12 protein-coding genes are annotated in these 16,561 nt (G+C 31.4%); 9 read left to right on the top strand and 3 right to left on the bottom strand.

The window, feature by feature from the left end:
* Positions 1-121: 121 nt before the first annotated feature.
* The 4 genes from dapF (at position 122) to AC6EJA_RS01590 (ending at position 4,099) form a co-directional block, all read left to right on the top strand.
* Complete coding sequence (dapF, locus tag AC6EJA_RS01605; protein WP_498502801.1) at positions 122-988, top strand: diaminopimelate epimerase; 867 nt, start codon at positions 122-124, stop codon at positions 986-988.
* Positions 985-2,181: a cysteine desulfurase family protein gene (locus tag AC6EJA_RS01600; protein ID WP_498502800.1), complete on the top strand. Its 1,197-nt coding sequence runs from the start codon at positions 985-987 to the stop codon at positions 2,179-2,181. The genes dapF and AC6EJA_RS01600 overlap by 4 nt, the downstream gene beginning before the upstream one ends.
* 21 nt (positions 2,182-2,202) lie before the next feature.
* Positions 2,203-2,835 (top strand): DUF1995 family protein, encoded by a 633-nt coding sequence (locus AC6EJA_RS01595; protein WP_498502799.1) that lies wholly within the window; start codon positions 2,203-2,205, stop codon positions 2,833-2,835.
* 238 nt (positions 2,836-3,073) lie between these two features.
* Positions 3,074-4,099, top strand: coding sequence for a D-alanyl-D-alanine carboxypeptidase (locus AC6EJA_RS01590; protein ID WP_498502798.1), 1,026 nt, complete (start codon positions 3,074-3,076; stop codon positions 4,097-4,099).
* Positions 4,100-4,102: 3 nt separating this feature from the next.
* Here the strand turns inward: AC6EJA_RS01590 and coaD are convergent, their stop codons facing one another.
* Positions 4,103-4,585, bottom strand: a complete 483-nt coding sequence (gene coaD / locus AC6EJA_RS01585; RefSeq protein WP_498502797.1) for a pantetheine-phosphate adenylyltransferase — start codon at positions 4,583-4,585, stop codon at positions 4,103-4,105.
* Between the two features lie 69 nt (positions 4,586-4,654).
* Between coaD and AC6EJA_RS01580 the strand changes: the two genes are divergently transcribed.
* The 3 genes from AC6EJA_RS01580 (at position 4,655) to AC6EJA_RS01570 (ending at position 7,828) form a co-directional block, all read left to right on the top strand.
* On the top strand, positions 4,655-5,137 hold the full coding sequence (locus tag AC6EJA_RS01580; protein WP_498502796.1) for a flavin reductase family protein: 483 nt from the start codon (positions 4,655-4,657) through the stop codon (positions 5,135-5,137).
* 6 nt (positions 5,138-5,143) lie between these two features.
* Entirely contained in the window at positions 5,144-7,087 is a 1,944-nt protein-coding gene (gene uvrC, locus AC6EJA_RS01575; protein ID WP_498502794.1) for an excinuclease ABC subunit UvrC, read from the top strand.
* Between the two features lie 90 nt (positions 7,088-7,177).
* Positions 7,178-7,828, top strand: coding sequence for a PHP domain-containing protein (locus AC6EJA_RS01570; protein ID WP_498502792.1), 651 nt, complete (start codon positions 7,178-7,180; stop codon positions 7,826-7,828).
* 6 nt (positions 7,829-7,834) lie between these two features.
* On the opposite strand, the gene cobN is transcribed toward AC6EJA_RS01570, so the two are convergent.
* Entirely contained in the window at positions 7,835-11,572 is a 3,738-nt protein-coding gene (gene cobN / locus AC6EJA_RS01565; protein WP_498502790.1) for a cobaltochelatase subunit CobN, read from the bottom strand.
* Positions 11,573-11,649: 77 nt separating this feature from the next.
* On the opposite strand from cobN, the gene AC6EJA_RS01560 reads away from it, so the two are divergent.
* The gene (locus tag AC6EJA_RS01560) at positions 11,650-12,564 is read left to right on the top strand and encodes a branched-chain amino acid transaminase (protein ID WP_498502789.1); all 915 of its coding nucleotides are present in this window, start codon (positions 11,650-11,652) and stop codon (positions 12,562-12,564) included.
* A 52-nt stretch (positions 12,565-12,616) separates the two neighbouring features.
* Positions 12,617-16,180, top strand: coding sequence for a methionine synthase (gene metH, locus AC6EJA_RS01555; RefSeq protein WP_498502788.1), 3,564 nt, complete (start codon positions 12,617-12,619; stop codon positions 16,178-16,180).
* Positions 16,181-16,200: 20 nt separating this feature from the next.
* Here the strand turns inward: metH and AC6EJA_RS01550 are convergent, their stop codons facing one another.
* On the bottom strand, positions 16,201-16,431 hold the full coding sequence (locus AC6EJA_RS01550; RefSeq protein WP_498502787.1) for a DUF8667 family protein: 231 nt from the start codon (positions 16,429-16,431) through the stop codon (positions 16,201-16,203).
* Positions 16,432-16,561 lie beyond the last annotated feature (130 nt).

The following is a 16,561-nucleotide window of genomic DNA, read 5'->3' as shown; positions in this document are numbered from 1 at the left end:
TTTGGATTCTAACATATGTAATTAGAAAATATTGAATAATGAGCTCTCTAATTTTATGATTTTACTAAATCAAGCCTTAGTTTTATAATATATTTCTAGTAAGTACTATAAAACTATGAGTTTGATCAAGTTTTCAAAATATCAAGGATTAGGTAATGATTTTATCATAGTTGATAGATTAACTAACAATTCTAATTCCGATTTGGGAATTAGTGATCTTCAATTAGCTAAATTTATTTGTAGAAGGAATTTTGGTATTGGAGCAGACGGAATTATATTTGCTGAAAAAAGTAGCAATGGATGTGACTTAAAAATGAAGATAATTAATTCCGATGGTACAGAACCAGAGATGTGTGGAAATGGAATTAGGTGTTTAATAAAGTATTTAATTGATTCTGAAAAAGGTTATTTCACAAATAATAAAATATTTAGTGTTGAAACTTTAGCAGGTACAATCAAAGTAGAACATGAGGCTGACGGTAATATTACTGTTGATATGGGTAAACCTATTTTAGATCCAAAGAATATACCTACTAGATTAGAAGTAATTGATAAAGGGGTACCCTCAAAAAATATAATACTTAATAATAAAGAATACACTATATATGCCGTTGGAATGGGTAATCCTCATTTGATTTTTTATACAGATAAACTTAGTAAAATACCTTTATTAAGTTGGGGGCCATTGCTTGAAAATAATGAATTCTTTCCTGCCAAAACGAACGTTCATTTTGTTGAGGTTATTAACCAAAAACTTCTTAATATGCTCGTTTGGGAAAGGGGATGCGGAAGAACATTAGCCTGTGGAACAGGTGCATGTGCTGTTGCAGTATGTTCAATATTAACAAATAAATGTGATAATAATGTTGATATTAATCTTGAAGGCGGGAATTTGAATATACAATGGTCTAATCTGAACTCAAGCGTTTATATGAAAGGCCCAGCTCAGTTTGTATATTCAGGTCTTTTTGAAACCAATAATATATGAGTAAAAAATTAATCAATGAAAATTCACTTTATCTAGATGCATGTGCTACCACACCACTTCATCCTGAAGTGATAAATGATATTAACCAAATTAACTCAAATATTTTTGGCAATGCCTCAAGTATCCATGAAATTGGCGTTAACGCAGCAACAGTTCTAGAATTTTCACGTATTAAAATAGCAGATAAGCTTAACTGCTGCCCAGAAAACATTATCTTTGTATCTGGAGCGACAGAATCGATACACCTTGCTATTAAAGGAGCTTCAAAAAAGTTATTACCTGGAAGAATTGTTATTAGTAGCATTGAGCATCCAGCTGTTAATTATGCTGCTAAATCATTAGAACAAGAAGGATGGGTACTTGAGTATTGGCCAGTGGATGATAAAGGTAACTTATTACTTGATAAGGCCGAAGATTTACTCTCATTTCCTACTAAGATAGTATCTATTATTTGGGGACAAAGTGAAATTGGAACTATCAATCCAATTAAAATTATTGGTGAAAAATGTAGAGCAAAAAATATTATATTTCATACAGATGCAACTCAATTAATTCCTAATAGTTTAATTAACTTCAACGAATTACCTATTGATCTTCTGAGTGCATCAGCACATAAGTTCCAAGGTCCTAAAGGAGTTGGTCTTTTGCTTCATAAAGAATTAGTATCTGATTTATGTCAATTACAAGGTGGAGGTAATCAAGAGTATGGTTTTAGATCCGGTACCGAACCAATTTCACTGATAAGTGGTATGAAAACAGCAATTTCTAAATTACAACAGAGAATCGTTATTTCTAATAGCGATACAATTTTTTTATCAAGTAAAGTTAAAGAAAACACACAGCGGTTATTAGAAATGCTAGTAAATATAGAAGGCGTAGAGCTTATTGGAAATTCTTTTAATAAAAATAGATTACCTAATTTAATTTCACTTTTATTGAAAGGAAAATGTTCCTATCCCATTTCAGGTCGTGAAATGGTTCGTAAACTATCCAATAGAGGTATTTATGCTAGCAGTGGAAGTGCTTGTAGTTCAAATTCATCTAATGGAAGTGAGATCCTTAAGGCAATCGGTATTGACAGTGAATATGCTGGTAGTGGAATTAGAATCAGTTTAGGGTCATGGATAAAGACTAAAGATCTTGATAATATTTACCAGATTTTTAAAGAAGAATATAAAACATTTAATAGGTAGATCCTCTATTCTTTATCAATTATGAAAAAAATATTACCAAAAGATTTAAATCAAGCTGAGGAATATATAAATACCTCTATACTCACCTCTTTAAAAAATTCAAATTTTAAGTATCTCTCAGTAAACCTTTTATTTTCAAACCTGAGATTAAATCCAATTATTAAAAGGTTAGCTAATTATCTGAATAGCAATGAATTAAGCTTTTATTTAATATGGGCCGATGAAGGAGGTGCAGCATTAGCCAAAAGAGATATGGATGATTATAAAGAAAAGATATTTTCATTTCGATCATTTAAAACTAAATTAAATTCATTAAGTAATGAACCATTACTAATATGTATTTCACCTCAACCATACGATTTTGATGAATTTAGAGATATTTGTGAGATTTATTCAGGTAGGGTACTAATGTTTAATGGTAAATTGGAGGATATCGCAATTGGTATTGGTAACGTAGGTAGAGAACGAAGAAAGGAATTCATAGCCCTTTGGAATACTATCTTTTGGTTACAACCAATCAATAAAGGAGCTGTTATGAAGACATATGGAAATGATTGGTTTTTATTTAAACGAGAACTTGACGGTTATAGATTCAGTAATAATTTTATTAACAAACCAAATGAAGATGAAATCATAGAATCATTACAAGTATAACCTTTAAATAATGAAAAAAAATTTTATAATATCTTTAATATTAATATCATTAATTTATGCAATATTTAATTTCAGATATTCATTACATAATAGTACCTTTTTTAGTAAGTTATATTTTTCACTTTTATATAAATCAAGTAAAGATAAAGTATGCTTACCACTTCAAAATTCTATAGATAATATACTAAATATTAAAAGGGATAATATTAGTGTTTCTGTACTAGATTATAAGGGTGATTTGATAGCCAAGAATAATCCATATAAACCTCTTATACCAGCATCAAATCAAAAAATAATTACTTCAGCATATTTTCTAGATATGTTGGGTCCAAATCACAGGTTAAGTACAATTCTTGCTTTTGATAAAGTAAATAAAACCTTTCACTTATTCGGAAGTGGGGATCCTGATATTAGTAAGTCAAATATAAGAGAAATTACCACTAAAATCATAGAGTTATATAAGTTAAATGATATGGATATTGCAAATATAATTCTTTATGAGGAGCCCAGAAAATATTGGTGGCCAGAATCATGGTCTTACTTAAATAGAAGAGAGTCCTATGGAGCACCTATAACAAGAATCGCTGTGCAAAGTAATTCGGCTTCGTCATCCCTAGTTGATCCAGTAACATATTTAAAATCAGAACTTAGTTTTTATCTTAATTTAAGTAATATACCATCTAACATTAAAACTTCATATGAAACCACATCAATTAGTCTGGTAGATTACCAGGAAGTAATTCGCTTTAATTCAGCCCCTCTCTATTCTCTCATAACCTTATCTAATTCAGAAAGTCATAACTTTACCGCTGAAATTCTTACTAAAAATGCTCTTAATGACTGGAGTTATGAGAGCTTGGATAAAAAGTTAAAAAACTGGTTAAGACTATCATTAATTAGTACCGACAAATTTGTATTTGTAGATGGTAGTGGATTGTCCAGGGAAAATAGATTAACAACTTATGGCATTTCCCGATTATTGTATTTAATGAGTAAGCACAGATTTGCTAAATATTATATTTCGTCTTTTTCCTTATATGGTGTTAGAGGAACATTGCATGATAGAGAGTTCGACCCTAATCTTTCAACTCAATTTCTTGGTAAGACAGGAACACTTGATAAAGTTAAATCACTAAGTGGTTACCTTTTTAAGAATCAGGAGAAATACTTTTTAAGTATTATTTCTAATAATTCCCTAGATAATGAGTACGTTGTTAATCAGCTAATTAGTGTTATATCTAAAAATATTTCCTGTAATAATTAATTATTAATTATAAGTTTTATATATTTTCTTAAGGTCTCTTGCTACCAATGAGGGCACCATATGGTCTATCTTTCCACCGAATCTTGCAACCTCCTTTACAACTGAGCTGCTTAAAAAGCTGTGATGCGTATCTGTCGCAAGAAAAATTGTTTCAAAATCAGAATCCAACGATCTATTTGTATGAGCAATTTGTAATTCGTACTCAAAATCACTCATTGCTCTTAATCCTCTAATTATCAAATCAACGTTATTTTTTTTTGCGCAGTTCACAGTGAGACCCTCGTAACTATCAATGTAAATTGATTTCAAATTATTAGTGGCATCTCTGATCTGCTCTATACGTCTATCTAACGTAAAGGTTGGAAGCTTTGATGGGTTATTTAAAACAGCAATAATAACTTCATCAAAAAGTTGATGAGACCTTCTTATGAGATCTAAGTGACCGTTGGTTAGTGGATCAAAACTTCCTGGATAAAGAGCTTTCATGATGATTAGAAGAATAATCGACTGCGAATCTATTTAGCTTGTTTAGAGTTAACTAAAATATACAAGCTCATGACTCTTGATTTGGACGCTAAAAAAATCCTTCTCAGAAAAATTCCCCACGGCCTTTTCATATGCGGGGTTAAGGACGGAGATGAAATCAATGGCTTCACTGCAAGTTGGGTTACTCAAGGTTCATTTGAACCCCCATTAGTAGTTTTGGCTGTCAGATCAGAAGGCTCAAGTCATAAGATCATAAAAAAAACAGGCCTCTTTTCATTAAATGTACTCAGGCATGATCAAAAGGACCTTGCCGCAGTGTTTTTTAAGCCCCAAAAAGGATTGGGCGGAAGGTTTGAATCTACTCCCTATAGCTTTGGAGAGCTTGGTTTGCCATTACTTGACGATGCTGTTGGTGGTGTTGAATGCGAATTAATTGGTGATATCACTAATGGAGATCACACCGTCTTTGTGGGAGAGGTTAAGTCGGCAAAACTAATCAATGATACAGAATCATTAATTCTCTCTAGCACTGGTTGGAATTACGGAGGTTAACTAAATGTGAAAACTAAAATCCAAATAGAAAAAAATCTAGTACAAGATAAAGACAGGTTGGACAACTTGTTGAGGAATATACCTCGACATCCCGGTTGTTATTTAATGTTTGATAAAGAAGATAGATTATTATATGTAGGTAAATCGAAGAATTTAAATAATAGAATAAGAAGTTATTTTAGAAATATTTCTGATCATTCTCCAAGAATAATGCTTATGGTTAGACAGATTTATGAAATAGAGATAATTGTAACGGATAATGAATCAGAGGCTCTTACCTTAGAGTCTAATCTAATTAAAGACAAGCAACCATACTTTAATATCCTTCTAAAAGATGATAAAAAATATCCATATGTATGTATTACATGGAGTGAAAAATATCCTCGCCTATTTATAACCAGACAAAGACATAATAGAAAGGTTAAAGATAAATTTTATGGACCCTATGTTGATGTAGCTGTTCTTAGAACTACATTGTTTTTAATTAAAAGTGTATTTCCTCTGAGGCAGAGGTCTATCCCTATGTATAAAAATAGAACTTGTTTAAATTACTCTATTAAAAGATGTCCAGGAGTTTGCCAAGAAAAAATTTCTTCAGAAGAATATAAACGAATTCTTAAAAAAGTAGAAATGATACTTCAAGGTAGGTCCAATGAACTCAAGAATCTTTTAGAGAAGAAAATGAAGAATTATTCTGATAAATTGGAATATGAAAATGCGTTAATTATTCGCGATCAAATAAAGGGAGTAAACCAAATAAGTGAAAAACAAAAAATGACATTACCAGACGATTCAATCAGCCGAGATATAATTAATATATGCTCAGATAAGGAAATCTGCAGTATTCAATTATTTCAAATGAGGGCTGGCAAGTTGGTAAATAGGCTTGGATATATCTCCCAAAATTTAAATGAACCAGAAAATCATATTCTGCAAAGAGTTATTGAAGAGCACTATAGCAAAATTGATAATGTTGAAATACCAAGAGAATTACTAGTACCATACGAACTTCCTAAACAAAAAATTATTTCAGATTGGTTAAGCGTTATTAAAGGAAAAAGAGTAAGTATTCAGAACCCTTTAAGAAGCTCCAAGGCTGAAATCCTAGAACTTGTTCATAAAAATGCTAGTTTAGAACTTGATCGAATAAAAAAAGGGAAGCAGCGACATATTAATTCGCTAGAACAATTAGCTGAACTTTTAGAATTAATTGAAATCCCAAGAAGAATTGAGGGATATGATATAAGCCATATTCAGGGAAGTGACGCTGTTGGTTCTCAGGTAGTTTTTATAGATGGACTACCAGCAAAACAGCATTATAGAAAATATAAAATCAAAAATTCAAAAATAGATATTGGTCATAGCGATGATTTTGCATCTTTGGCAGAAGTTCTCAAGAGAAGATTACTAAAATGGTCGATTTTTAAAAAAGAAGGTGGTAAAATTAAAGATATAAAGACTAGTAATAAATTATTGTTGGATACTGTATCTATAAATGATTGGCCTGATTTAATAATGATTGATGGTGGTAAAGGACAATTAAATTCTGTATTAGACGTTATAAAAGAATTAGATTTAGAGGAAGAAATTAATATATGTTCATTAGCCAAGAGAAATGAAGAAGTATTTATACCTTATAGAAAAGATTCATTAAAATCAGATATCAATGATGAATCCATAATCTTACTGAGAAGGCTAAGAGATGAAGCTCACAGGTTTGCAATTACCTTCCATAGGCAACAACGAAAGGTAAGAATGACAAGATCAGAATTATCTAATATTCCTGGTCTTGGATCTAAGAGAATTAAGATATTAATGTCCCACTTTAGATCAGTCGAAGCGATACAATTAGCAAAAATAGAAGATATCTCTAGAGTTGAAGGATTAGGAGAAAGAATTGCCAAGGATATATGGAATCATTTTAACTCATCTCAAATAAATAATATTTGAGATAATATATAAATTTTAAACCATCTATGTTTGTCTTATTTAATTATTTTATGTGTTTTGCTAATATAAAATTTATACTAAAAGACTATTATGGATAAACATATTACTTTAAATTCAGTATTAAGTTCTATAAATCAATTTAGCTGCCCCTATGATATAAATTTACATACTCATACGAACTACAGTGATGGGAGTATGAGTCCTTTTGAGTTGTATGAACAGGCCAATAAATTAGGATTAAGGCATCTAGCCATAACTGATCACCACTCTGTCGAGGCATATAAATATATTATAAATAATAAAAATAGTTTTTTATCAAAGCAAATATCAACTTACCTTTGGACAGGTATTGAAATAACAGGTTTACTTGAAGGCTGCCTTGTACATATAATAGGGTTGGGATTTGATATTTCCCACGATTCCTTAGCTCCTTATACTCAAGGAGACTCTGTAAAAGGTGAATTACTTCAAGCAAAAAATATTATAAAAAGTATAAAATCAGCCAATGGTTTTTCTATACTCGCTCATCCAGCGAGATATAAACTTTCTTACAAGATACTTATAGAAAAAGCTTGTGATATGGGTTTTGACGGTATTGAAGTTTGGTATGACTATAAAAGACAAACAAAATGGTCTCCTACTCCTTTCATATGCGATCAAATTTCATCTTACGTTAAAAAACTAAATTTATTATCGACTTGTGGCACAGACACTCATGGATTCTCATTACTAAAGAGATAAGATAATTTATTTCTCAAGATCTGCCTCAGTTTGTATTATTAAATCTTTTAGTTTATTTTCTGTATTTTTATTTGTATTCCATAAACTTCTGTTACTGGCTTCTAATAATCTCTCTGCTATATCTTTTAGTGCCCAGGGATTATTTTTTTTTAAAAAACTCAAATTATCATTGTTTAATATAAAAGTATTAAATATAGATCCGTAACACCAATTGGGTACTTTATTTGTTGTTGCATCATATGCAAATAAATAATCTAAGCTAGCTGATATTTCAAATGCACCTTTATACCCATGTTTTTTTATTCCTTCAATCCATTTAGGATTTAAGAATCTACTTCTGACTACCCTATCTATTTCTTTTTCAAGTTTATTTAAGCGTGGGCGATTACTTCTAGAGTGATCTGCTATGTAAATTAATGGTTTTTTTCCAGATGCTATTTCAACAGCCGCAGATAATCCGCCATGAAATTGATAATAATCATCTGAATCCAAAATATCGTGCTCCTTGTTGTCTTGATTATGAAGAACAACTTGTATATTTCTCAGTATTTCTATAAGTTTTGATTTCGAATCGGTAGGACAGTCACTTGACGAGTATGACCATTTTGACCAATTAAGGTAACTATCTACTAATTCATTTTTACTCTCCCAACAGGAATTTGATATTAATTCCTGAAGTCCAGCACCGTAGGCTCCTGGAGCAGAACCAAATATTCTTGATGAAAACTTTTCTTCTTTTTTTAGTACTACATAAGGATTAAGTTCCTCTGGTTCGTTTAAAAATGATAATTTTTTAGCTGCTGAAAATAATAGATCTACTAATTGCGGGAATGTGTCCCGAAAGAGACCAGATATCCTCACCATAACATCAACCCTTGGTCTATCTAAAATAGAGAGTGGAATAATATCAATGTCAATCAGACGCTTCGACGCATAATCCCAAACTGGTTCAACTCCCATTAATGATAATACTTGACTAATATCCTCACCTCCATTTCTCATTGTCGAGGTTGCCCAAATTGATATAGCAAGGTTCCTTAAATCCTCACCATTTTCTAATCTAAAATTATCAATAATCAACTGGCAGCTTTTTTTACCAAGTGCCCATGATGCTTCAGTGGGCAGGGATCTAATATCGACACTGAAAAAGTTTTTCCCAGTTGGAAGAACTTCTGCGTTACCTCGACTAGGAGCGCCAGAAGGGCCAGCATGTACTCTTTTACCATTTAGTGAGTCTAAAAAGGATTTCCTTTCGCTATCTGGTGAATATAATAATTTTTGAATTATATTTTCATCTATGTGCTTAAAATAATGATATTCCTTATCATTTAATAGTTCGATTAATTTATCATTTAGTTCTATCCTAATATTGTATTCTTTAAGGTTTTCTTTTAGATTATATTCTGTTCTTAAAAATTGATATATTAATTCTTTAGCTTGATTCTCAAGATAATCGATAATATCAATATTTCGTCTTGCTTTGACCCCAGATATTCTAAAAAGTATATCTTTATCAGTTTGTTTGCATAGAGAATATTCATCGTCAGACCAGGGATCAAGACTAAAACCAATTATTCTGGCTATAGATTGAGTTAGTCCAGGTTGACCAAAAATAGGAGATCTAGATATTGAAACAATCAATTCTATTAATTTATTAAATTTTGGCAATGAGCCAAATATATGTAATCCGGTACGAATTTGTGAATCCTTAATTTCGCATAAGTATGTATCTACATCATCAATAATTTTATTTATACCGGTATTATTACTATTAAAATCTATATTTTCAAGTGATAAATCTTTTATTAACTTTATTATCTTTTCTTCTAGTATGACCTTCCTTTTTGATTTTAATAAATTTGATTCATAATATTCGTCTAATAAAAATTCTAGTTTTTGTAAGTCCCCATATAACTCGGCTCTATCCAACGGCGGAGTTAGGTGGTCGATTATTACTGCTTGAGTTCGCCTTTTGGCCTGTGATCCCTCACCGGGATCATTAACAATAAAAGGATAAATATTTGGTAAAGGCGGTAGGGCAATATGAGGGAAACACATATTGCTTAGTCCTATACCTTTTCCTGGAAGCCATTCGACACTTCCATGTTTTCCTAAATGAATAATTGCATTAGATTTACTTATCGTATTCACCCACAAATATTGGGCTAAATATCTATGAGGGGGTGGCAAGTCTGGCGAATGTAGATCAGATAAATTTTCGGGATCATATCCTCTAGCAGGTTGAATTAAAATTGAAATATTTCCAAATCTGATTCCATTAATTGAAAAACCTTTTTTTTCTAATTCTTCTGAATTTTCTGGTTGGTCCCATCTTTTAATTACTTTGTTTCTTGATTCTGAAGGGAGTTGATCAAACCATGATTTATAGTTTGTTAATGGTATATAGTCAAGTGCATCATTACTATAACTTTCAGGACTATTTGTTCTAGACTTTAATATCTTATTTATAATTTCATTTCCATCTTTTACATTAAACTCATCTCCTAGATTATAGTTATTTTTATTTAACCATGAAAGTATATTAAATAAGCTTTCTGGAGTATCTAATCCTACACCATTCGCAATTCGAGAATTTTTAATTGGATAATTGGCTAAAATAATAGTTATTCTTTTTTTATTATTACTTATTTTTGTCAGTTTGATCCAATTATAGACATAATCAGCTATCCATTTTAAATTTTCAATATTTGGTTTTAAATATGTTATTGGACTATTGATATATGTATTTAATTTGTCTATCTCCTTAAATGCTGTAGGCCTAGTGATGATTCTTCCATCAACCTCAGGCATAACAACTTGCATAGTTAGATCTATCGGATTTAGCCCTATTTGAGATTTATTCCATGTTTTCTCGGACTCCGTACTTGAGAGAAGTTGGAATATTGGTAAATTAAAATAATCCCAAATAGTATCATTAAACTGAATTTCTGAAATATTAATTGAAGAAAAAGAAGTAGTAGAGATAAATGCAGATACCTTTGTTTTTTTAAATATATAACGAAATTTCTTATGAATATCTTTATCTCTTAGACTTGATACAAATAATGTCTTTGGAGAAAACCCCTTAGATCGTAATATCTTATTTATTGATTTAGCATAATTTAAATCATTTGCTTTTAAATGAGATGCATAATGAAGAATTGCTATATTAATTCCTTTTTCATTTTTCCAATCCCATAAATAAGGGTTATCGATTTCTATAGGTCTATAATTATCTATATCAATTACTTTATTACTTAATATATTTTCTATTATTTCCAGTACTTGTGAAATATTAGATAATCCTCCTTGATTAAATAACTCAGAAATTCCTAATGTTAAAATATAATCATTATCTAATTGATAATTATATTCCTTATTTTCATTGGTAGTCGAGAGTATAAATAATTTCCTTTGTTTATCATTTCTTCTCCATATTTTTAATTGTTCTATTCCATATGGCCAATAACTTTTCCCTCCAAGAATTCTAATTATTATTATTTTCGCTTTGCTCGCTGTTGTTGATATGTAATGATCAATTTGAGATGGATGTTCTAGGGCTTTTAAATTTAATGCCCTTATTTTTCCAAGCATATGTTCGTGTTTTTTTAGTCTTAAAGCGTCATACAGTGAAGTAATATCTGTGGTTGCGCTAGATAAAAACAGAACATCTGCACTAGGTTGCTCAATTAACAAAAATTGGCCTTCATCAAAATCATTCGCTTGAGAGGCTATTCGATGCATATTATTTTTTGTATTTACTAAGAATATATATAAATGGTCAAAATTGATATATGGTTAATACAAGGAACCGAACGAGGATGCATAAATTCCTAAAGTACGCATGGTTTAAAGGTAATTGTGTGCCTTTTAAAGAAGCTAATGTCTCAATAGCCACCCACGCACTTCACTATGGGACCGCGGCGTTTGGTGGAATGAGGGCTATTCCAGATACTAGGAATCCAAATTATTTGTTGTTATTCCGTGCTGATAAACACCTTAAAAGACTTACACAAAGTGCTCGACTTCTTCTTACCTCATTTACCGAAGATGAATTAATGCATGGATTAAAAGAGATGCTTAAAGCAAATAAACCCCGTAAGCCTATTTACTTGCGCCCTTTCATCTATACCAGTGATTTGGGTATAGCCCCAAGATTACATAATATAGAAACCGATTTCTTTATCTACGGAATTGAATTAGGGGACTATTTATCACCTGAAGGTGTTACTTGTAGAATGAGTAGTTGGACACGGCAAGAAGATAGATCTTTACCTTTACGTGGAAAAATAAGCGGAGCTTACATAACAAGTTCTCTAGCCAAAACTGAGGCTGTACTAACAGGATTTGATGAAGCACTTTTACTAAATTCTATTGGTAAAGTTAGTGAAGCAAGCGGGATGAATCTCTTTATTGTTAGAAATGGAGAATTAATTACACCTGGCGTAGACCAAGATATATTAGAAGGAATTACCAGATCAAGCGTGATTGAACTGGCAAAGCATAATGGAATAAAAGTAATCGAGAGATCGGTTGATAAAACGGAGTTGTTAATAGCTGATGAGGCCTTCCTTACTGGGACTGCGGCTAAAATTACTCCAATAAAACAAATAGAATCTACTGTTTTAAATCCTAATAGACCAATTATGGACAAATTAAAAAATCAATTGACAGCGATAACGGAAGGTAGAAGTAATATTTATAATGAATGGACAACAAAAATCGATGTAAGTTAATTCTCTTGGATAGTATCCTCAAATTCAAAATGAAATTAAGCGGGTGATTTAAGTGATTGATTTCAGAACATTAATCAATTCTCCTGATAAGCCAGTTTTAGTTTTTGATGGAGCAACAGGAACTTCCTTTCAAAGTCAGGATCTGAATGCGGATGACTTTGGTGGAGCTAAATACGAGGGTTGTAATGAAAATCTGGTATTATCATCACCCTTAGCTGTAGAGAATGTACATAAAAGTTTTCTTGAGGTTGGTTGCGATGTTATTGAAACGAATACTTTTGGTGCCACATCAGTTGTATTAGATGAATACGGATTAAGTGATAAAACAAAATTAATTAATATTAATGCCGCACGAATTGCTAGAAAGGTAGCTAGTGAATATTCAACACAAAATAAACCTAGATTTGTTGCTGGTTCAATAGGGCCAACAACAAAACTTGCCACTCTTGGGCATATTAATTTTGATAAGCTAAAAGAAGCCTATAAAGAGCAAGCAGAAGCATTAATTGAGGGTGGAATTGATTTATTTATTATTGAGACATGTCAAGATGTTTTACAGATTAAGGCAGCAATACAGGCGGTGCAAGAGTCAAAAAGAAATTTAAATGTTAATACACCAATTATGATTTCTGTAACTATGGAAACTAATGGTCGAATGCTTGTTGGTACAGATATTTCAGCAGTAGTAACTATTCTTCAGCCATTTGATATAGATATTTTGGGGTTAAATTGTGCAACTGGTCCTGTTGAAATGAAGGATCATATTAAATATTTATCAAAACATTCTCCCTTTATTATAAGTTGTATTCCCAATGCAGGCTTGCCAGAAAATATAGGTGGTGTAGCACACTATAAACTTTCACCAATAGAATTAAGAATGCATCTAATGCATTTTGTGTATGACCTTGGTGTTCAATTAATTGGTGGATGCTGTGGAACTACACCGGAGCATATTAATGAATTGGCTAAATTTGCAGCTGAGAATAATAAAAACAATTCAAGAAAAAGTTTAATTAAAAAAGTATTCACACCGAGTGCAGCATCAATTTATGATCCGACTCCCTATAAGCAAGATAATTCTTTTTTAATAGTTGGGGAAAGATTAAATGCTAGTGGGTCAAAAAAGGTACGGGAATTATTAATTAAGGAAGATTGGGACGGATTAGTTTCCATAGCAAAAGATCAACAAAAAGAAAATGCACATATTTTAGATGTCAATGTTGATTATGTAGGAAGAGATGGTGTGTCTGATATGCACGAACTAGTAAAAAGAGTTGTGACTAATATTAATCTTCCATTAATGCTTGATTCAACTGATTATGAAAAAATGGAAAGTGGATTAAAAAATTGTGGTGGTAAATGTATACTTAATTCCACTAATTATGAAGACGGACCAGAACGTTTTTACAAAGTTTTGGAATTAGCAGTTAACTATGGGGCCGCAGTTGTAATTGGAACAATAGATGAAAATGGAATGGCAAGAACTGCCGATCAAAAATTTAAAATTGCCAAAAGAGCTTATAAAGATGCTATTGAATATGGATTGCCTGCAAGCGAAATTTTTTATGATCCTCTAGCTCTTCCAATTTCAACTGGAATCGAAGAAGATAGAGGAAACTCCAAAGAGACGCTGATCGCTATAGATAAAATAATTAAAGAACTACCGGACATTCACATAATACTTGGCGTCTCAAATATAAGTTTTGGATTATCAAAATATGCCAGGATAAATCTTAATTCAGTATTTCTTAGTGAGGCAATAGAGGCCGGTATGGACTCTGCAATAGTATCTCCAAATAAAATACTTCCTCTATCAAAAATTAAGGAAGAACATAAAAAAATATGTTTAGATTTAATCTATGATAAAAGAGAATTTGAGAATGGTATATGTATATATGATCCATTAACTGAATTAACTAAACTGTTTGACAATGAGAATACTAATAATGATATTAATAGTCTTGAAAGTATAAATAATCTACCAATAGAAGAAAGACTAAAACAACATATTATTGATGGAGAAAGAATTGGCTTGGAGGATAACTTAGATATTGCTCTTAATACAAATAAGTATAAAGCACTTCATATTATAAATACTTTTCTTTTAGATGGGATGAAAGTTGTAGGTGACTTATTTGGTTCAGGTCAAATGCAATTACCCTTTGTACTTCAATCAGCAGAAACTATGAAACATGCTGTTTCATTTTTAGAACCATTTATGGAAAAATCAGAAGGTAAAAGTAGGGCAAAAGCAAAATTATTAATCGCCACTGTAAAGGGAGATGTTCACGATATAGGTAAAAATTTAGTTGACATAATTTTAAGTAATAATGGTTACGAAGTAATTAATTTAGGAATTAAACAAGAAATCAATGCAATAATTGCTGCACAAAAGGAACATAAAGCTGACTGTATTGCTATGAGTGGTCTATTAGTAAAGTCCACTGCTTTTATGAAATCAAACTTACAAGCATTTAATGAGGCTAATATAAATGTCCCTGTAATACTTGGAGGAGCTGCGCTTACTCCTAAATTTGTAAATAAGGATTGTAATGAGGTGTATGAAGGTAAGGTTATTTACGGTAAAGATGCTTTTACCGATTTAAAATTTATGGAATCCTATATTCAAGCAAAGTCAAATGGGGACTGGGATAATAAATTAGGTTTTTTAAATAAATCACCAGAAGGTGTTTTTGTATCTGAAGTTGAGGCTATAAAAGATACTGAGGATATAAAAACCTCAAATGAAACAAATATAATCCAAAACCCAAACGAAGACAATATTCGTTCTTCCTACCTAAAAGAAGAACCACCTATTAAATCACCATTTTTGGGAGTTGAGTTTCTTGATTCTAATGTTATTACTATTGACGAATTGCTTAATTTTTTAGACAAAAAGGCATTATTTGCAGGTCAATGGCAAATGAAGAGGTCAAAAAATCAAACAAAAGAACAATATGACAGTTTTATTAAAGATACTGCTGAGCCAATACTAAATAAATGGATAGACCTTATTAAACAAAACAACATAATTTTACCCTCTGCTGTTTACGGATATTTCCCATGCTATTCAAAAGGTAATCAATTATTTGTACATAAAGATAATAGTAATGAATGTGTAGCAACTTTTAGATTTCCCAGACAAAGATCAGGAAAAAAATATTGTATTTCAGATTATTATTGTACAGCTATAGATTCAAAGCCAATTGATATTCTCCCAATGCAAGCAGTTACCATGGGTGAGAAAGCTAGTAAATTTGCTAAAGAGCTTTTTGATGAAAATAAGTATACAGATTATTTATACTTTCATGGACTAAGTGTTCAATTGGCAGAGGCATGCGCTGAGTTAATTCATTCACGAATTAGATGTGAATGTGGTTATGAGGATAAGGTTGATTTAACTATTAATGATCTATTACTTCAAAAATATCGTGGATCAAGGTTTTCTTTTGGATATCCAGCATGTCCTAAAGTTGGAGACTCCAGAGTACAGCTTCAACTATTAGAAAGTCATAAAATTGGATTAAGTATGGACGAAAGTGAACAACTACATCCTGAACAAAGTACTACAGCTCTGGTTTCTTTACATAGTCAAGCAAGATATTTCAGCGTTTAAGGGGTATTGAATAAATAAATTTAATCATTGCAGAGTTCTTCAATAGATTCAATTATTTCCTGCTGAAAAATTTCCATTGTGTCAGAGTCGCTCAAATCAATCCCTTCTCCAGATGCATTTTGTGTAAGTTCTTGATAATGAAAGGCTCCTTCACCATTGGCTAAGAACTCCATAGCAGAGGTCTCTCCACTCTCACGAAATGCATCGCAAAGTGCGAGAAATGCAGCGTCTTCGGAAAACTCCCAATCCATCGAGGGTCTATTACTGATTGATCTTTAAACCCTTCCCCCCCTATTACGTCAACCATATATGTGCAGAATGTGGCACTAATTTATAATTTTTTTTTTTGAATTTAAAATTTGTTATTTCAAATCTAGTCAT

Source organism: Prochlorococcus sp. MIT2309 (genome assembly GCF_059772305.1).
This window is presented reverse-complemented; position numbering and strand designations above follow the sequence as displayed.